Source organism: Glutamicibacter sp. NPDC127525, assembly GCF_042672105.1.
GTDB lineage: Bacteria > Actinomycetota > Actinomycetes > Actinomycetales > Micrococcaceae > Glutamicibacter.
The window spans coordinates 454,992-472,613 of record NZ_JBHXVN010000002.1 but is presented as its reverse complement, the minus strand read 5'-3'; the positions used below and the strand labels follow the sequence as shown (position 1 = coordinate 472,613).

Here is a 17,622-nt window from a genome sequence, read left to right as displayed (position 1 = left end):
GCCGCTAGTGCATCAGGCTGGCAGCTGATCTGCGAGGGTCCGTCGATGCGGTTGCCGAGCCAAAGCTGGTGCCGCAGCTACCTGGGGAACTGCGGCACCAGCCGGGTGCTGCGGACTGCTAAACCAGGGCCTCGTCTTCCAGCACCGCGGGCAGTTGCGCAACACTGTCCAGGATCCAATCGTGGTAGTGTTCCGCGAAATCTCCGCGTTCCAAGGCTCCGGTGAGCACTCCAAGGACGCGTACTCCGGCATGGCGCGCGGCCAGGACATCCACCACCGTGTCGCCCCCGGCGAGCACGGTCCGGACATCATGGATGCCGGTGGCTTCCATGGCCCGATGGATCATGTAAGGCGCCGGGCGTCCAGCGGCCACCATATCGCTGGTCACCACGGCATCGAGCAGTTCTCCCTCGCCGATTCCCCAACCCAGGGTATCCAGGATCGGAGCGGCCACATCGCTGGAGAAGCCGGTGCTCAAAGCGATCTTGACGCCCCGGGATCTGAGTTCGGCCAGCGCGGCGTCCACTCCCGGCAGGGCCTCTGGAGGATTCTCGGCGTAGGCCTGCGCCAACAGCTGCCGGAAGAGGTCGAATTGGCGGGCCACCAGGGACGGATCCGGGCTGATCCCGCCCAGCTCCAGCAACGCGGCGATGGCCTCGGTCTTGTCCACGCCCATCCAGGCTTGCAGGTCCTGGGCATGCACGGTGGCGCCGGCGGCGGTGACCGAACTTTCCAATGCGCGGTACACGTCCCCGTGCTCATTCACAGTGGTCCCTGCCATATCGAGGACGACTAGTTTGATCATGATGCTCCTGCTCTCGGATTCTGGTTCATTAATTGCTGTTGAAAGTGATGGAGTTGCGCAGGATCCTGCCCTGCGGCGGGGCCATGAGGTGCGCCAGCTCGCGGGCCGGGCGCGGCGCGGCGACCAGGGAATCCCAGTCGTAGAGATCCCGCGTTGCCATCAGGAAGGCAATGGCCTGCTGCAGGTGACGTGGCTCGTAGTTGTGCACGCCGGTGATGCCCAGCAGGAAGCGGACCACGCGTTCGGGATCCACGCACAAGGCGGGGCCGGGGGAGACCGAACCGGCTACGACCAAGCGCCCGCCGACGTCCAGGGCATCCAGTGCCGCGGCCAGCGCAGGCTGCGCTCCGGACAGGTCCACCGCCACGTCGAAGCTGCTGGGCTGCGGCTTGCCGGGAGACTGCAGGGTGTCCGTGGCCCCGAAGGCCCGGGCCAGTTCCAGGCGTTCGGGATTGATGTCGCTGGCCACGACGCTGGCCGCACCGCGCTGGCGGGCCGCCGCGCACGCTACCAATCCGAGCATTCCTGCCCCGCTGACCAGTACGCGTTGCCCGCTCACATCGCCGGCTGCTTCCAGCACCGCCATGACGGTGGCCGTGGCGCAAGCTGCGGGGGCCGCCGCCGCATCCGACAACTCATCGGGCACCGCTACCAGCGTGATCCCTTCGGGCAGGTGGATATGCGAGGCGTAGCCGCCGGATATTCCCCACGGCCCATCCAGGGCTTCGTGCCCGGTCTTGAGCAGGGTGCGGCATTTGGCGCTGCGCCCGGCCAGGCACCGGTCGCAGGCGCCGCAGGACACGGTGACGCTCCAGATGACCCGGTCGCCGACGGACAGGTCCCTGCCCAAGGCGTCCCGGGCTCCGTTAGGGCCGATTGCCACCAAGGTGCCCACTGCCTCGTGGCCCAGGATCGAGGGGCACGCCCCTGATCGACGGCCGGTGACCGTATGGACATCGGAGCCGCACACGGTCGCCAGATCGATCCGGGCGATGGACTGCGAACCGGTCAGTTCTGGAAGATCGAATTCGCGGGATTCGAATTCCTGCCCGCCCACCCATAGCTGGGCCGTGGTTTTCAGGCGAGTAGCTTGCGCATCCATGCGGAGAGCCTTTCGATGAGGAAGACCAGCACGAAGATGATCAGGATGATCGTGCCGGCCACGTTGAAGTTCAGGGTGCGGACCGATTCCATGAGCAGGAAGCCGATGCCGCCGGCGCCCACGATGCCCAGCACCGTTGAGGTGCGGATGTTGACATCCAGCATGTACATCCAATGGCCGACCAGTTGCGGCAGGGCCTGCGGGATCACCGCGCCCAGCAGCTGGTCCCACCAGCCGCCGCCCACGGCCCGGACTGCTTCCAGCGGGCCGGCGGAGATCTCCTCGATGGAATCCGCCACCAGCTTGCCGAGGAAACCGATGGTTCCCACGGCCAGCGCCATGGCTCCGGCCATCGGGCCGAGGCCGATGGCGGCCACGAAGACTACCGCGAGGATCAATTCCGGGATCGCGCGCACGACCAGAATCAGCCCGCGGCTGAGCGCATAGAGCGCGCGCGACGGCGCGACATTGGAAGCGGCCAGGATGCCAACTGGAATGGCCAGCAGCGCCCCGGCCACCGTGGAAACCACTCCAATGGCCAGGGTTTCGAGCACCGCGGTGAACAGCAGCTCCTCCATCCCTTCGACGGAGGGCGGCAGCAGCTTGCCGAACACTGACAGCAGTTCTTTGAACTGCAAGAACGGGGCCAGCGGGTTGATCCGCAGGTGGATGAAGGAATAGCAGGTGGCGGCCAGGACCAGCAGCCCGGCCAGCAGGCGGGTGGAGCGCTCGCCGGTCATCGGGCCCAGCAGGGCGGAATCGGCGGCCGGCAGCTTCGGCGCCGGACCGGTGTCCGGCGGGTTCAGCAGGGTCCGGCGCAGCAGCACGGAGAGGATTTCCATGCCGGCGATAACCAGCAGGATGATCAGCACGATGCCCATGGCGCTTTCGTACATCAGCCCGCGCAAGGCATCCTGCAGGGCGAAGCCGATGCCTCCGGCGCCGACGAAGCCGAGCACTACCGAGGTGCGCAGGTTGATGTCCACCCGGTAGATGAAGGTGCCCAGCCAGGCCGGGATGACCTGCGGAAGCACGCCCATGAGCAGTTCGCCCAGGCGGGAGGCCCCGGTGGCGCGTACCGCTTCGCGCGGCCCGGCATCCGTGGCCTCGATGGCATCGGCGAAGAGCTTGGCCATCATGCCTACCGAGTGCAGGCCCAGGGCCAGGATGCCCGGCAGCACGCCGATGCCCAAAGCGCGGACGAACAGCACCGCGAAGACCAGGTCCGGGATGGCTCGGCACAGGGTGATGACCCCTCGTGCGGCACGCTGCACCGCTGGGTGCGGGGAAGTATTCGAGGCAGCCAGGAAGGCCAGCGGAATGGAGATGGCGGTGGCCAGTACGGTGCCCAGCAACGCCATCATCAGGGTTTCCAGCAGCAGTTCGCTGATGCGAGGAGGGTCGCTGAGCTCCGGTGGGAGCATGCGGCCCAACAGGTTCAGCACATCGCCGAAGCCGCCGCCCAAGGCCGCCACGTCGAACTCGATCATCCGGGCGCTGGCCAAAGTCAGCGGGATGAGCGCTGCTAGCAGTATCCAGAAGGTGATCTTCTCGCGGCCGGCGCGCGGCAGTCGCACTTCGCCTTCCGGGCGCTCGGCCCGCGTGGTTGATGCCGGAGGATGCGGTGAGGTCTTCAAGGTCATCGTGCCGCGGCCTGCCCGGTAGGTTCCAGCTGCTGGTAGATCTCAAGCACACGGTCCTTATCCAGTTCCGAAGCCCGGGCATCCAGCACCTTTTCGCCGTTGCGCAGTCCGATAATGCGGTCTGCCCACTGCAGTGCGAGATCTACCTGGTGCAAGGTGCACACCACGGTGATCTTGTTTTCCAGGCAGACTTGGAAAAGCAGATCCATGACGTTGGCCGAGTTCTGCGGATCAAGCGAGGCCACCGGTTCATCGGCCAGGATGACCTCTGGCTTCTGCATCAGGGCGCGGGCAATGGCAACGCGCTGCTGCTGGCCGCCGGAAAGGGAATCAGCGCGTTGGAAAGCCAGTTCGCCCAAACCGACGCGCTCCAGGTAGCCCAGTGCTTCGCGGCGATGGGACTTGGAATAGCTCAGAAGCCCGTAGCGCGGCCCGCGGATGCGCCCGGCGGCACCGATCAGCACATTTTCCAGGCAGGTCAGGCGGCCCACCAGGTTGAAGTGCTGGAAGATGAACCCGACCTTGGCACGCAGGGCGCGCAGCTTGCGGGCTGGGGCCTTGTGCAGCTCGGTGCCCAGCACAGTGGCTTCACCGGAGGTAATCGAGTGCAATCCATTCAGGCAGCGCAGCAAGGTGGACTTGCCTGAGCCGGACAGGCCCAGCAGCACAGTCAATTCGCCCTTGGCGATGCTCAGGTCAACACCCTTCAACGCAGGGGCGTCGCCGAAGCTCTTGGCTAGGGCAGTAGTGCGGATTGCGGTGTTGTCAGCTGCCATGGTGCCCGTTCCTAAAGTTTGCGCAGGGGATTGGACGAGGCTCATGACTGGCACTTCTCGGACTTGGTCGAGGTGCAGACGCTGCGGATGCCGTCATAGTCCTTGTCGGTGGCCGGAACAACGCCCCAGGCATGCTCGCCGGTGATCAGGCAATCCTCATCGTTGCAGTAGCCCTGGGATTCGAAGTAGTCGGCGTTGGCCTTCTCGGTGAACAGCTCGGTGAGCTTGGCGGTGGTTTCCTCGCCCAGCGAGTTGCGCACGGCGAAGACCGAGCCAGGGATCATTTCCGAGGTCCAGACCGATTTCAGGTCTCCCTCGGCCAGTTCTCCGGAGCCGGGCAGGGTTTCTTCAATCATTGACTGCATGGAGAAGCCGACTTCGCAGTCGCCGTTCTTCACGGCCAGCGCCGAGGCGTCGTGGCCGCCGGCGTAGATCGGCTTGAGCGCGGCGCTGACATCCGATTCCTTGCCGCTGGCGATCACGCCTTCTTCAATCAGGCCGGCCGATGGGTAGAGGAAGCCGGAGGTGGAACCGGGATCCACGAAGCAGGTGTCCTTGCCGGCGAAGTCCGCAAGGGAGGTGACTTCGTCGTTGCCGCCCTGGGTGATGCCCAGCGAGTAGTAGCCGGAGGCTTCGCCCTTCTTGCCAGCCAATGCGCCCAATGGCTTGATGTCAGCCTCGTTGGTAGTGGCAATGACATAGGAGAAGGGGCCCAGAAAGGCGATATCCACGCGGTCTGCGATCAGCCCCTCGACTATGCCCGCGTAGTCGCTGGCCTGCTGCAGTTTCACTTCGGCGCCGGTTTCGGCTTCCAGCATCTGGATCAGCGGCTCGTAGGTTCCGGTGAGGTCGGCGGAGTTCTCATTGGGGATGGCGCCGATGACGATTTCGGCGGGGAAGCCCGATTCGGTTGTGGCGGATTCTGCCGGGGCGCAGGCGGCCAAGGTGGTGGCGGCCAGAAGGGCGGTGGCGGCAAGTGCGAGTTTGCGTTTCATGGGTATGTACCTGTTCCGGGAAGAGTGGTTAGGGCGAAGCATGGCTGATCTTTCTTTTCCAGCATGCTGGCTCCAGAAGATATTTGTCTAGACAGATCGGCCTAGTTTGGGCAATGTTCACCTAAGGTTTATTCCCCGGATTCATAAGGAATTTCGAGAATTCTGCGCTACCCTTATGTCATGTCGACAGAAGCCACCTATCTTAAGCTGTCCCAACAGATCATGGAACAGTACCAGGACCTGCCACCGCATCTTCCGTTGCCCTCCGAACACGATCTGGGCAGCCGTTTTGGGGTGAATCGGCAGACCATTAGGGCAGCATTGGACGAGCTGGAACGCCGTTGGCTGATCCGCCGGATCAAGGGCAGCGGCTCCTTCCGCACCCGCCGCTATGAATACCGCATCGGGCCGGAGATCGCCCCGTCCTTCACCAAGACCGTGCGCGCGGCAGGGGGAGAGCCGCGCACCGAGAACGCCAAGCCCTTCACCCGCCCGGCGAACGCCACGGAACGCGAAATCCTGGCCCTGCCGGCCAACGCGCAGGTGGCGGTGCTCAACCGGGTGCGCTTCATTGACGGGGCCGCCGTCAGCACGGCCACCTCGGTGCTGCCGGCCGCGCGCGTGCCCAAGCTTGCCTCGGTGCTGGAGGCCGATGAATCCCTGGACACGGTCCTGCGCAGGCATTACAACTACCAGCCGGTGCGCCAATGGAGCCAGAGCCGGCTGTCGTCCCCACCCGAAGAAATCTGTGCCGTGCTGAAGCTGCGCGGACGCCCTCCGCAGATCCTGCTCAAGGGCCTCGTGAGCTGCGCAGGCAGCGGTGCACGGTTGGAGTATGTGGAAAGCTACCTGAAGCCGGACGTCTTCGACGTGGTGACGGAGGTGGGCAAATGGTAGAAAGCTACACCCTGGGCCATGTGCGCCTGCTCTCCGAGCACGGAGTGCTGGAAGATCAGCTGATCAGCGTGGTCAATGGCAGGATCGAGGAAATCCGCGATCACCGCTCGGGATTGGGTGCGGATATCGACGGACGCGGACAGCTGTGCCTGCCCGGAATCGTTGATCTGCATAGCGACGCCTTGTCGCGCGAATACCGCCCCCGCCCCGGCGCCCGGCTTCCGGTGGACATCGCCATGCAGGCCGCCGAGGGGAATCTGCTGGCTGCCGGCGTGACCACCGCATTCCATGCGGTGTCCTTCCAAGCGAAGTCTCCGGTCGGCTTGCCCATTGGCTCGCCCAACGCCCCGGAAATCCATGAGGCCATCAGCGGCTACGCGAACCCGCGGATGGACCATCGGGTGCTGCATCGGCTGGATGTGCGCTGCCGCGAGGGCGTGGGGATGCTGCGCCGGGTGCTGGAGCCTGATCAGGTTCCGCTGGTTTCCTATGAAGACCACACCCCAGGACAAGGCCAATACCGCGATCGCACGGTGATGGAACGCTGGTTGCGCGAGGCGCAGCACATGGATCCGCAGCGGGCAGCAGCGCACGTTGACCAGTTGGTGGCCGAGCGTGACCAGCAGCTTCCGTTCAAGGAGGAAACCTTGGCGTGGCTGGGCGAGGCCGCCGGAGACGGTGAGATCCGCCTGATGGGCCATGACCCGGTGACGCCGGCGGAAATTGATGCGCTGGTTGCGCGCAATGCGGTGATCGCCGAATTCCCGACAACGCTCGAAGCTGCTGTCCATGCCACCCAGCAGGGGATTGCGACCGTGGCCGGGGCGCCGAATATTCTGCTCGGCAAATCCCACTCGGGAAACGTGGCAGCCATCGACTTGGCCCAGGCCGGGGCGTTGGGCATCTTGGCTTCGGATTACTTGCCATCGAGCATGCTGATGGCCACCTATGCCTTGGCGCAGACGGGGCTGCTGGCACCTTTCGATGCCATGCGCCTGATCTCTGAGAATCCGGCCCGAGCCGCTGGACTCGATGACCGGGGTGTGGTGGCTGCGGGGTACCGCGCCGATCTGGTGCTCTGTGCGGAGGTGAACGAGCGTCCCCGAGTGATGCGTACCCTGAGCGCACAATAATCAGGGCAGCCAGGACGCACCGCAGTACCCCGGACGTTGGAAGCCGGGGAAAGTCAGGGCCAGTCGGTTGGTTCGGAGCCCGCTGCGTTCTCGGCTCGGTCAGCCTTCAATGCCGTTGGTATCCGGTGCTTGTCGAGTTGGGTGGTCCCGGAGGGACAAAGGTGCCCGGTCTCCTGGACAGCCTGCCAGTCCGCTTGAGACGGCTGATATTGCAGCAACTCGACGAATCCGCCATTCTCCCCGGGATTGCGGGTCATGCGGGGAGCGACAAGTGCGCAAATCCCTGATGCGACGTGCATGCTCTGGAGCGCGCTGAATTTCATTGCTTGTCCTTGCCAATGGGCGAGCCGGGGTCTAGGAACCGGCTGCCGTGGGCCCGACGCTAATGCATCAGGCTGGCGAACATCTTCAAGCGCAGCGCCTTGGCGGTGGCCATGTGCGCCTGGATGAGTCCGCTGGCTTTGGCGCTGTCGCGCTCGCGGATGTTCTCCACGATGCGCTGGTGCTCCTCCAGCGCTTCGGTCCACCGCGAGCCGACCGAGAGCGTGGATGTAGGGGCATGGATCTGGTGGGTGGCCAGGCGCTCCAGCAGATCCTCCAGCACCGGGTTGTGCGCGGCGCGCCAGAGCGCGCGGTGGAACTCGATGTTGGTGGCCAAGCGGGTGGCGTCATCTGGTTCGGACAGTGCGCGGTCCCGGTCAACCAGGGCCTGCAGCCGCATCAGGTCCACTTCGGTGCGCACCGAGGCGGCTTCCTGGGCGGCCTGGCCTTCGAGCAGGATGCGCAGGTCGTAGACCTGCATGATCTGTTCGGGGTCGATTTCCTTGACGAAAAGACCGCGGGCGCGGCGCTCCAGCAGCCCTTCATGCAGCAGGCGGGTCAGGGCTTCGCGCACCGGGGTGCGGGAAACTCCAAAGCGTTCTGCCAGGGCGACCTCGCGCAGGGCATCCCCGGGCTGGAATGCGCCTTGCAGCAAGTCGTCCTTGAGCTGGGCATGGATTGAATCCGAATCGAGCTTGGCCATGATCCCCATTCTCGTCTAAGGCTGGATGGCGGGTAAAACCATTGTTCCGCCAGTACAGGCGTACTGGCGGAACAAGGGGATTTAGTACTTAGGCAAGGTTACCGGCACGCCGGCCGAAGACCACACCGGCAGCCAGGCCGGAACCGCCCGGGTAGTTGGCCGAGAACAGGCCGCCGAGCATTTCGCCGCAGACGTACAGGCCTTGGATGATCTCGCCGTTCTCGTCCAGCACCTGGCCGTCGGTGTTGCCCTTCAGGCCGCCGAAGGTGAAGGTGATGCCGCAGGTGACCGGGTAGGCGTAGAACGGGCCGGTCTCAAGCGGGTTGGCCCAGTTGCTCTTAGGCGGAGTTACCTTCGCGGCGCGCCCATCGAGCACGTTCGGGTCGTAGGCGATGGAGGTGTCGATGGAAGCATTGAATTCCGAGACGGTCTTGGATAGCGCCGCTGGATCCACGCCGATCTTCTGCGCCAATTCCTCAACGGTGTCGGCGATGACCTCGGAGATCTCCGGCATCTCGTACTCTTCGGCGCGCAGCATCGGACGCAGCGAAGCGTCGAAGACCTGGTAGGCGATGGAGTCCGGCTGCTGCAGGATCACCTTGCCGTACTTGGCGTAGGTCAGGTTGCGGAAATCCGCGCCCTCATCCAGGAAGCGCTCGCCGCGGTTGTTCACGATGATCCCCAACGGGTAGGACTGGCGGGTCAGGCGGTTGGTCAGCTCGCGGTTGGATTCGTTCTTCGGGGTCAGCGCGTCCCATTGGACCGAGTGGCAGGTGCTCCAGTCCCCGCCCTTGGCGGCGCCGATTTCCAGGCCGGCGGCCAGCATCTCGCCATTGTTGAATGGGGTGCCGCGGACCTTGGCGTTCTGCCAGCCTTCGCCCAGGTGCTCCTGGCGCCATTGCGGGCTGGATTCGAAGCCGCCGGCGCCGAGGATGACCGACTCGGCGCGCAGTTCCTGCTCTTCGCCGTTGGCGCGGACCTTGACGCCCACCACTTTGCCCTCTTCCACGATCAGGCCGTAGACGTCCTGCTCGAAACGGACTTCGGTGCCCAGCTTCCGGGCTACTTCCAGGTGGTCCTTCATCAGGCCTTCGCCGCCGTCGACGTTGCCCACATGCAGGCCGCCCCAGAACAGGTAGCCGCCCTCGGGGGTCTTGTAGGTCTGGCGTTCGTACATCAGCCGGTACTTCAGGCCCAGGGATTTGAGCCAGCGCAGGCCGGGTGCTGCTTCCTTGACCAGGACTTCGGTCATTTCCTTGTCGTTGCGGCCTTCGGTTACCTTGGCGATGTCGCCGGCGTAGTCGGCCTCGGAGTAGGGCGGAACTTCGGAGAGCGGGTGGCGCTCATCGAATTCGACCAGGTCCTGCAGGTCTTCCAGGCCGTTGTGCGCGATGCGGGTTGCGCCTGCGGTGTAGTAGCTGTTGCCACCGAACTGGTCGCGGGGTGCCTTCTCCAGGAGCAGTACCTTGCGGCCGCGGGTCACTGCCGCGTGCGCTGCGGTGAAGGCAGCGTTGCCGCCGCCGACCACGATGACGTCTGCGACGTTGGCAGCGGTTTCCTGAGCATGGGTTGTCATGGGATGACCTTTCGGAAATGAAGACGTGGGAAAACGTGGATCCGAAATTAGTGTATACACTAATGTGCATTAAAAGCCAGTGGAGTGCAGGAAGTTTAGCCGACCCACGAATACCGGTGCTCGGGACGGCCTGCCGAACCGTAGCGCGGACGCAGCTGGGCCTTGCCCGCCGTGACCAGGAAGTCCAGGTAGCGCCGGGCACTGACCCGGGAGATCCCGCAAATTTCGGCAACCTCCAAGGAAGACAAGGTGCCATCCGGCTGGCCAGGTGCGCTGCGCAAGGCTTCTCCGACCAGTGCCATGGTGGGCGCGGTGAAGCCCTTGGGCAAACGCTCGGTCTGGGCGCCGGTGACGGCCCCGGGTGCCAGTTCGAGGACTTCGGGGATCTTGGCATCCCCTCGTCCACTGGCGGCCTGGAGCAGCTGGTCGATCTCGGCCTGGCCCAGCTCGTCGATCTGCTCCTCTGGCTGCGCCACCGCTCCGGGCTGCTCCGAAACGCGCTGGGCATAGAGCGCCAGACGCTGCTTGAACTCGTCCACGGTGAAGGGCTTGACCAGGTAATCCTCGACGCCGTGGCCCACTGCTTGGCGCACCGCATCGCGTTCATTGTTGGCGGTAATCATGATGACGTGCGCGTCGGACCCAGCTGCGCGCAGCTGGGCCAATACTTCCAGCCCGGTCAGATCCGGCAGGTGCACATCGAGCAAGACCAGATCCACCTGCCCGGATTGCACAAAGGGAACCACGCCGGAACCGCGCTCCAGCACGCCGACCACTTCAAAATGCTCCATGCCCTGCAGGTAGCGGCGATGTAGCCCGGCCACTGCGAAGTCGTCATCGACCACGAGTGTCTTAATCATTGAAGTAATCTCCTTGCGCGGGAACGGGAATGCTCTGCTTAACCATAGGTGGCTTCGACGGAGGCCAGGCGACGATGACCTCGGCTCCGCCCAGATCGCTGGACCCGAACTTCAGCACGCCACCGCGCCGGGTCCGGATGCGGTCGACCAGGGCCAGGCCGATGCCCCGTCCGTGGACTGCGCCCGGCGCGCCGGTCTTGCTGCTGTAGCCAAGCTGCACCAGGCGGGCCGCCTCGCCTTCCTTGATGCCCGGGCCGGAATCGCTGACCGCGATGCGCACGCCGGTGGGCCCGGCGTTCAAGTGCAATGACACCACGCCGCCATCGCCGGCGGCCTCGATGGCGTTGGCCAGCAGGTTCGCGGCGACGGTGATGGCATCGTCGTCAATTACGGTTCCGGGCACCACTGCGGAGAACGGGTGCAGTTCCAGCCGGACCCCGGCTTCGCTGGCCACGGCCTGCTTGGCAACGAAGAGCGCTGACAGGGTGGGGTCGCCCAGATGCGTTTCCGGATGCTCGCCGCGAGCGCCGGAGAAACGCTGGATATGCTCCTTGGCTTCTTCGTATTCGCCGATGGACATCAGCCCCGAGAGCAGGTGCAAGCGGTTGGTGAATTCGTGGGCCTGGGCGCGCAGTGTATCGGCCAAGGACCTCTGGCCGCGCAACTCGCGCAAGGTCTCTTCCAGCTCGGTATGGTCGGTCAAGGTCAGGGTGCGTCCATAGTGCTTGGGACCCAGCATCGCCTCGCGGCGGGTGGCAATCAGCACCCGTTCTCCGGAAAGCACGTTCTGCACCGATTCGGCCTCGGGGGAGTCGCTGCGCAGCAGGTCCACCAGGCTCTGGTCCAGGACCTCTTCGGCTTGCTGGCCCACAGTGTCTTCGGGAAGATCCAGCAACCGGCGCGCTTCGCCGTTGACCAAGGTGAGCCGGCCGTTGCCATCCACGCCCAGCACGCCGTCGCTGACTCCGTAGAGCACGGCCTGCTGCGCCTGCTTCAGCGAATCCACCTCTTCGGGATCAACCCGGTAGATCCTGCGGATGGCCCGTTCCACCAGCGCGGCCGCCAGGGAGCCGATGGCCACGGCCAGGATAATCCACGGCGCGAATGCCCAGACGATATCAACCAGGCTGGCGCGCACCTTGCTTTGCAGGATGCCCACGGAGATGGTGCCAACGATCTTCCCCTCATCGAAGACCGGTTGCTTCACCCGCAGGGTGACGCCCAGGGGGCCTTCCTCCACACCTCTGAAGGTTTCGCCGTTGCGGATGGATTCGTGATCCGAGGAAACCGGCTGGCCGATGGACCCGGGATCGGGGTGGGCCACGCGGATGCCGTTCAGATCGGCAATGGTCACATAGTCCACTCCGGATGCCGATTCGGCCAGGTGGGCCAGCGGGGCGACGACTTCGGCTGCGTTGTCGGGATCTTTTGCCAGCGCGTGGCCAATCGGGGCCAGCTGGGCCGTTTCCTCGGCCACCAGGGCGACGCGGCTGAAAGCGCTGTCCTCCACCCGGTTGATCTCGAAGCGCATCACGATCACCGAAACTGCCAGCAGCGTGATCAGCACGATGGCTAATTGCAGGAACAGGATGCGAACGCGGAAGCGCTGGCTGTTCTTTATCCATTGCATGGTGGACCCGCTTGCTCCCGTTGTTTTTATTTTCTTAATTGCCCGTTATGACCAGAACCGCATTCCCGGTGTGTTTCGGCTCACTTTGACTGCACACTGGGAAAGGCCGCACCGGGAATCGGTGAGGTGAATCACTAACAATGAGGTTACGGAAAATGGTGAGCAAACGCATCTTGAGCCGGTCCCTGTACGGCGTTGTCGTCGTGGCGGTAGCGGGACTCGCATTCACCAACGCGGCAGCGTCGGGCGGAGAGTCCTCGGCGCGGAACAAGTTGGTCATCATGGCCCCTGCCTCGCCCGGCGGCGGCTGGGACGGCTTCGCCCGTGAAGCCCAGCAGGCACTGAAGTCCATCGGCGCAGTGAACAACGTGCAGGTCACGAACATCCCCGGAGCTGGCGGCACCATCGGCTTGAGCCAATTCGTGCAGATGACCGGGCGCCACGACATGCTCATGGCCACCGGCGGGGTGATGATCGGCGCAATCGAGCTGGCCAACTCCGAAGCCACCATGAAGGACGTGGAGCTGATCGCGCGCATGTCTGATGACTACGCGGTGCTGGTAGTGCCGGCCAAGTCCGAGATCAAGACCCTGGACGAGTTCATCGCGGCCTGGAAGAAGGACCCGGGGAAAACCTCGATTGCCGGCGGTTCGCTGGGTTCGATCGACCACCTGCTCACCGGTGCGGTGGCCCAGGAAGTGGGCATCGACCCGTCCAAGGCCAACTACATCGCGTACTCCGGCGGCGGCGAGGCACTGACCTCGATGCTGGCAGGCACCACCGTTGGCGGCATGTCCGGCTATAACGAAGTAGCTGACCAGATCGAAGCCGGAAACCTGCGGGCGCTGGCCATCTCCTCCGAAGAACGGCTGCCGGGGGTCGACGTCCCGACCTTCAAGGAACAGGGAGTTGACGCGGTCATGGCCAACTGGCGCGGCTTCGTCGGTGCCCCGGGCATCACCGAAGAGGACAAGCAGGTCTTCGTGGACATGGTCCACGAAATCCATGAATCCGAGCAGTGGAAAGATGCGCTGGAGCGCAATAACTGGACCGATAGCTTCATGATCGGCAAGGAATTCGAAGACTACGTGGACAGCGAAATCGAAGTCACGGAACAAATCGTCAAGGGACTGGGACTATGAGCATTCAAGCACCCCAAGCAACAGAAGGCACCGGCAACGGCACCGGCACCCGCCGTAACGCCGCCCCTGCCCAGAACTTCTTCAGCGGGCGCAGCGAACTGATCGTCCCGGCTCTGGTACTGGCCCTGGCGGTCTTCCTGACTTGGCAGACCGCCACCATGGAGGTACTGGGCAAGTCGGTCCCCGGCCCGCAGTTCTTCCCGACCATTGTGTGCGTGCTGCTCTACGGTGTGGTCATCGCCCACACCATCCAGATTTTCCGCTCCCCGCGTGGCGGCGCAGCCGCGCCAGCCGCGGAAGAAAAGCAGTACAAGACCCAGTCGGACTGGAAGACCATGGGCATGGTGGTTGCCGGCGTCATCGGCTTCATCCTGATCCTGCCCTACGCCGGCTGGATCCTCAGCGCGGCAGCCCTGTTCTGGGTCGTTGCCCGCGCACTGGGCAGCAAGAAGGCGCTATTCGACGTGAGCATTGCACTGCTCTTCTCCTGCGTGATCCAGTTGGCTTTCAACGCCGGACTGGGATTGAACCTGCCTGCGGGATTCCTGGAAGGACTGCTCTAGATGGAACAGCTCAATCTGCTGCTTGAGGGATTCTCAAACGCACTGACCCCAATGAACTTGCTGTGGGTGCTGCTTGGTGCCCTGCTGGGCACCGCCGTAGGCGTGCTGCCCGGCCTGGGCTCGGCGATGGCCGTGGCGCTGCTGCTGCCTATTACCTTCTCGCTGGATCCCACCGCCGCGTTCATCATGTTCGCTGGCGTCTACTACGGCGGGCTGTTCGGCGACTCCACCTCCGGCATCCTGCTCAATACGCCGGGCAATTCCTCGGCGATCGCCTCGACCTTCGAAGGCCACCGGATGGCCCGCAGCGGCCTGGCCGCCAAGGCCCTGGCAACTGCGGCCATGGGCGCCTTCATTGGCGGCCTGCTGGCCACCACCGTCGTGGTGTTCTTCGCCCCGACCCTGGTCAAGCTGGCCACCGCTTTCGGTCCGGCTGAATACTTCGCGCTGGCAGTCTTCGCCTTCCTTGCAATCTCCTCGGTAGTCTCCGATTCGATCGTCAAGGGCCTGGTGGCCCTGGGCATCGGTTTGGTCTTGGCCATGGTCGGGGTGGATGGCCCTTCGGGAACCATCCGCTACACCCTGGGCCTGCCGCAGCTCTTTGACGGCATCTCCATTGTGGTGATCACCGTGGGCCTGCTGGCCCTGGGCGAAGTGCTGCACATTGCCTCGCGCATCCACCGCGACCCGGAAGCCGTGAAAATCAAGCCAAGCGGCCGTCCGCGCCTGCACCGCCACGACATCAAGAAGGCCCTGCCGGCATGGCTGCGCGGTACCGCTTTCGGCCTGCCTTTCGGCATCATCCCTGCTGGCGGTTCCGAGGTGCCGACCTTCCTGGCCTACGGCACCGAAAAGCGCCTGGCCAAGCGCCGCGGCGATATCGAATTCGGCCAGATCGGTTCCATCCGAGGCGTGGCTGCTCCGGAAGCCGCTGGCAATGCCACCGCTGGCACCGCCATGGGCGCCTTGCTGGCCCTGGGCCTGCCCACCAGCGCTACCGCGGCCATCATGATCGCCGCCTTCCAGCAGTACGGCATGCAGCCAGGCCCGCTGCTGTTCGAACGCAGCGGCCCTATGGTGTGGACCCTGCTGGCCTCGCTGTTCATCGGACTGGTGATCCTGCTGGTCATGAACATGCAGTTCGCGGTGCTGTGGGCCAAGCTGCTGCTGGTCCCGCGCCACTACCTGTACGCAGGCATTACCGTGCTCTCGGTCCTCGGCGTCTACGCCATCAGCGCCGCGCTGCTGGATCTGTGGATCCTGCTGGGTGTAGGACTGGTTGGATTCGTGATGCGTCGCTACGAGATCCCCTTGGCTCCGGTACTGATTGCAGTGATCCTCGGCCCGCTGGCCGAAACCGAGCTGCGCCGTGCACTAACCGTCTCGGAAGGCGATGCGAGCATCCTGGTTTCCAGCGGAATCACGATTACCCTGTACTCGATCCTCGCATTGACGCTGGCGTTCACCGCCTACAAGCACGTGCGTGCTAGCAAGAAGGCCAAGGAAGATGCCGAGCTGATCAACGCCTGATCATCTCCTTCCCAGCACAGCAGGCCTTGCCGCCTCTACCGCGGCAAGGCCTGCTGCGCGCGTTCAAGGCGCATGGCAGCACGGCGAAAGCCCGATCCGAAGCCGGCGGCTGGATGCTTCCTGACTGCGGCTTGCCTGCGGTAGCTGCCCAGAGCACAGTGGGCTGTGGACGATGAAAGGAGCATGAATATGCCAGACGTAGCAGGCAAGAAAGTTCTTGCGGCAGTTTCCAACCGCGGAGTCGAGCAGGATGAGCTGAAGAAGCCGGTGGAGCACTTGCGCCAAGCCGGTGCGGAGGTGGTGATCGCGGCCCCGGAGGCCGGCCAGGTCAAGTCGCTGGTCGGCGATTGGGATTTGGGGGAGGTCTTCGAAGCCAGTGAAGCGCTGGCGGCAGTGAACGAACAGGATTTCGACCTGCTGCTGATCCCCGGCGGAACGCTGAATGCCGACAACCTCCGCTTGGATGCCGATGCCCAGCGCATTGCCAAGTCCTTTGCCGGTTCTGGCCGGCCGATCGCTTCCATCTGCCATGGGCCATGGCTGCTGGTGGAAACCGGATTGGCCAAGGGCAAGACCTTGACCTCGTACACCTCGATCAAGACCGATGTCGTCAATGCCGGCGGCACCTGGAAGGACGAACAGGTTTTCCGCTGCCCGGCTAACGGCTTCGTGCTGATTACCTCGCGCAATCCAGGCGACCTCGATGCGTTCAACAGCGCCATTGCCGCGGAGCTCAGCTCCTAGCAATTGGCCGCCAGCCGGCCAAGCCGCCGTCGAAGCCAGCCTTCCGGACGGCGGCTTCGCTGCGCTGGACCGGAGCCCGCCTTCCAGGGCTTTGGCGATCGAAGGGCACGCCACCACGCTGTGGTTGTCGCGTATTCTCCCACCTGTGGAGGCAGGAACATGGCTGCAGATTATGACGAGGTTCGTCCGGATTTCGCCGCGGCGTCCGAGAAGACGTTCAAGGACGTGCAACAAGCCGATGCCCCCGACGCGAAGAGCGTTGTGGCCTAGCTTGAAGAAACCGACCTTTCCGATGGCGTGGAGCTCCCTGGCGCCATCGTCGAGGAAGAGCTGAGCGTTGAAGTCCTCCCGCAAGCAGCGGATGAGTTCCACTGCGCCAGTTGCTTCACTATCCGCCATCGCAGCCAAGCCGTGCAGAAGACTGGCCTAGGCGTCATCTGCCGCGACTGCGCCAGCGAACTCGCCTAGATTCCTGGGATTCCCAGGTTCCCGGCGTTCGGCCATCTAGGCGTTCCAAGGAATTGGGCATGGCGATGACGCTGAGGACTTTGCCATGGACTGCATGGACAGAGCGGGCACCCCGGCATGCCAGGGTGCCCGCCTCAGCAATTGAGCATCTGGTCAAGCCGCGTGCGGGTCCCGATGCTGTCCGGTCGCCTTGCGGGAGAGGAGCAATCCCAAGATGATCATGAGCGCACCGAGTCCCAGATGCAGCCAGTTATCGGCATCGTTCAGCGGGATGAAGTTGGCGGCGCTGTCGAAATCAATGACTAGCCCGTAGACCCACAGGGCCAGGTAGATGATTCCGCCGCCAATGAGGTAGCTGCGGGCAGCAGGCACGGTTCGCGCCATCAGGTAGCCGGCAACACCGAAGAGCAGATGCACGGCATTGTGCAGGTACGAGACCTGGAAGATGCCCAGCAGCTTGGCTTCAGAGTGATGGCCGGCACCAGAGAGAGACTCGTAATTGGTGGTGATTCCCGGAATGAATCCGAGGACACCGACCAGGAAGAACACGATGCCGACCGCCAGGGCGGCCTTTTGCACCAGCGGACGTGTTGCTATGACAGGATCTTTTGGATGTTCCATGATCTTGCTCCTTCATTCTGGCTGTTGCGATCGGAAGGAAACGTTGGCCAGGCATGCTGGCCGCCGTCATGCTAGCCACGCTAGGGGATTGCCGGCTGGATGGCACGGGAATC

The 17,622-nt window shown here is 64.1% G+C and carries 16 protein-coding genes and 1 pseudogene; 7 read left to right on the top strand and 10 right to left on the bottom strand.

The genetic code is table 11. The features are described from left to right. Positions 1–118 precede the first annotated feature (118 nt). From ACFVHU_RS07935 to ACFVHU_RS07915, 5 genes are read right to left on the bottom strand one after another with little or no spacing between them, the layout of a single operon-like run. On the bottom strand, positions 119–805 hold the full coding sequence (locus ACFVHU_RS07935) for a phosphonatase-like hydrolase (protein WP_332489313.1): 687 nt from the start codon (positions 803–805) through the stop codon (positions 119–121). A gap of 28 nt (positions 806–833) precedes the next feature. Beyond that, the gene (locus tag ACFVHU_RS07930; RefSeq protein WP_388023747.1) at positions 834–1,907 is read right to left on the bottom strand and encodes a zinc-binding dehydrogenase; all 1,074 of its coding nucleotides are present in this window, start codon (positions 1,905–1,907) and stop codon (positions 834–836) included. After that, positions 1,883–3,550: a phosphonate ABC transporter, permease protein PhnE gene (phnE, locus tag ACFVHU_RS07925; RefSeq protein WP_388023744.1), complete on the bottom strand. Its 1,668-nt coding sequence runs from the start codon at positions 3,548–3,550 to the stop codon at positions 1,883–1,885. Before phnE ends, ACFVHU_RS07930 begins: the two co-directional genes overlap by 25 nt. Continuing rightward, on the bottom strand, positions 3,547–4,326 hold the full coding sequence (gene phnC, locus ACFVHU_RS07920) for a phosphonate ABC transporter ATP-binding protein (RefSeq protein ID WP_332489316.1): 780 nt from the start codon (positions 4,324–4,326) through the stop codon (positions 3,547–3,549). The genes phnE and phnC overlap by 4 nt, the downstream gene beginning before the upstream one ends. A gap of 41 nt (positions 4,327–4,367) precedes the next feature. After that, a complete protein-coding gene (locus tag ACFVHU_RS07915) occupies positions 4,368–5,321 on the bottom strand; it encodes a phosphate/phosphite/phosphonate ABC transporter substrate-binding protein (RefSeq protein WP_332489317.1) in 954 nt (317 codons plus the stop codon). Between the two features lie 180 nt (positions 5,322–5,501). On the opposite strand from ACFVHU_RS07915, the gene ACFVHU_RS07910 reads away from it, so the two are divergent. Both ACFVHU_RS07910 and ACFVHU_RS07905 read left to right on the top strand, forming a co-directional pair. After that, positions 5,502–6,218 carry a GntR family transcriptional regulator gene (locus tag ACFVHU_RS07910; RefSeq protein ID WP_332489318.1) on the top strand — a complete coding sequence of 239 codons (717 nt, stop codon included), beginning with the start codon at positions 5,502–5,504 and terminating at the stop codon, positions 6,216–6,218. After that, the gene (locus ACFVHU_RS07905; protein ID WP_332489319.1) at positions 6,212–7,351 is read left to right on the top strand and encodes an alpha-D-ribose 1-methylphosphonate 5-triphosphate diphosphatase; all 1,140 of its coding nucleotides are present in this window, start codon (positions 6,212–6,214) and stop codon (positions 7,349–7,351) included. Before ACFVHU_RS07910 ends, ACFVHU_RS07905 begins: the two co-directional genes overlap by 7 nt. Before the next feature lie 382 nt (positions 7,352–7,733). Here ACFVHU_RS07905 and ACFVHU_RS07900 read toward each other — a convergent pair whose 3' ends face one another. The 4 genes from ACFVHU_RS07900 to ACFVHU_RS07885 all read right to left on the bottom strand — a co-directional run bounded on the left by ACFVHU_RS07900 (position 7,734) and on the right by ACFVHU_RS07885 (position 12,441). Then, a complete protein-coding gene (locus tag ACFVHU_RS07900; RefSeq protein ID WP_332499244.1) occupies positions 7,734–8,375 on the bottom strand; it encodes a GntR family transcriptional regulator in 642 nt (213 codons plus the stop codon). An 88-nt stretch (positions 8,376–8,463) separates the two neighbouring features. Continuing rightward, positions 8,464–9,951 (bottom strand): FAD-dependent tricarballylate dehydrogenase TcuA, encoded by a 1,488-nt coding sequence (gene tcuA / locus ACFVHU_RS07895; RefSeq protein ID WP_388023738.1) that lies wholly within the window; start codon positions 9,949–9,951, stop codon positions 8,464–8,466. A gap of 95 nt (positions 9,952–10,046) precedes the next feature. Next, complete coding sequence (locus ACFVHU_RS07890; protein WP_388023735.1) at positions 10,047–10,811, bottom strand: response regulator; 765 nt, start codon at positions 10,809–10,811, stop codon at positions 10,047–10,049. After that, positions 10,804–12,441 carry an ATP-binding protein gene (locus tag ACFVHU_RS07885; protein WP_388023732.1) on the bottom strand — a complete coding sequence of 546 codons (1,638 nt, stop codon included), beginning with the start codon at positions 12,439–12,441 and terminating at the stop codon, positions 10,804–10,806. Before ACFVHU_RS07885 ends, ACFVHU_RS07890 begins: the two co-directional genes overlap by 8 nt. A gap of 155 nt (positions 12,442–12,596) precedes the next feature. Here ACFVHU_RS07885 and ACFVHU_RS07880 point away from each other — a divergent pair, with 155 nt between their 5' ends. The 5 genes and pseudogenes from ACFVHU_RS07880 to ACFVHU_RS07860 form a co-directional block, all read left to right on the top strand. Next, positions 12,597–13,583: a tripartite tricarboxylate transporter substrate-binding protein gene (locus tag ACFVHU_RS07880; protein WP_332489379.1), complete on the top strand. Its 987-nt coding sequence runs from the start codon at positions 12,597–12,599 to the stop codon at positions 13,581–13,583. Beyond that, positions 13,580–14,146 carry a tripartite tricarboxylate transporter TctB family protein gene (locus tag ACFVHU_RS07875; protein ID WP_332728656.1) on the top strand — a complete coding sequence of 189 codons (567 nt, stop codon included), beginning with the start codon at positions 13,580–13,582 and terminating at the stop codon, positions 14,144–14,146. Before ACFVHU_RS07880 ends, ACFVHU_RS07875 begins: the two co-directional genes overlap by 4 nt. Continuing rightward, the gene (locus ACFVHU_RS07870) at positions 14,147–15,676 is read left to right on the top strand and encodes a tripartite tricarboxylate transporter permease (protein ID WP_332499253.1); all 1,530 of its coding nucleotides are present in this window, start codon (positions 14,147–14,149) and stop codon (positions 15,674–15,676) included. 189 nt (positions 15,677–15,865) lie between these two features. Then, positions 15,866–16,420: a type 1 glutamine amidotransferase domain-containing protein gene (locus ACFVHU_RS07865; protein WP_388023727.1), complete on the top strand. Its 555-nt coding sequence runs from the start codon at positions 15,866–15,868 to the stop codon at positions 16,418–16,420. A 285-nt stretch (positions 16,421–16,705) separates the two neighbouring features. After that, positions 16,706–16,888 (top strand): annotated as a pseudogene (locus tag ACFVHU_RS07860) (DUF4193 family protein); the annotation flags it as partial. Positions 16,889–17,041: 153 nt separating this feature from the next. Here ACFVHU_RS07860 and ACFVHU_RS07855 read toward each other — a convergent pair. Beyond that, on the bottom strand, positions 17,042–17,509 hold the full coding sequence (locus ACFVHU_RS07855; RefSeq protein WP_105658756.1) for a DUF4383 domain-containing protein: 468 nt from the start codon (positions 17,507–17,509) through the stop codon (positions 17,042–17,044). Positions 17,510–17,622 lie beyond the last annotated feature (113 nt).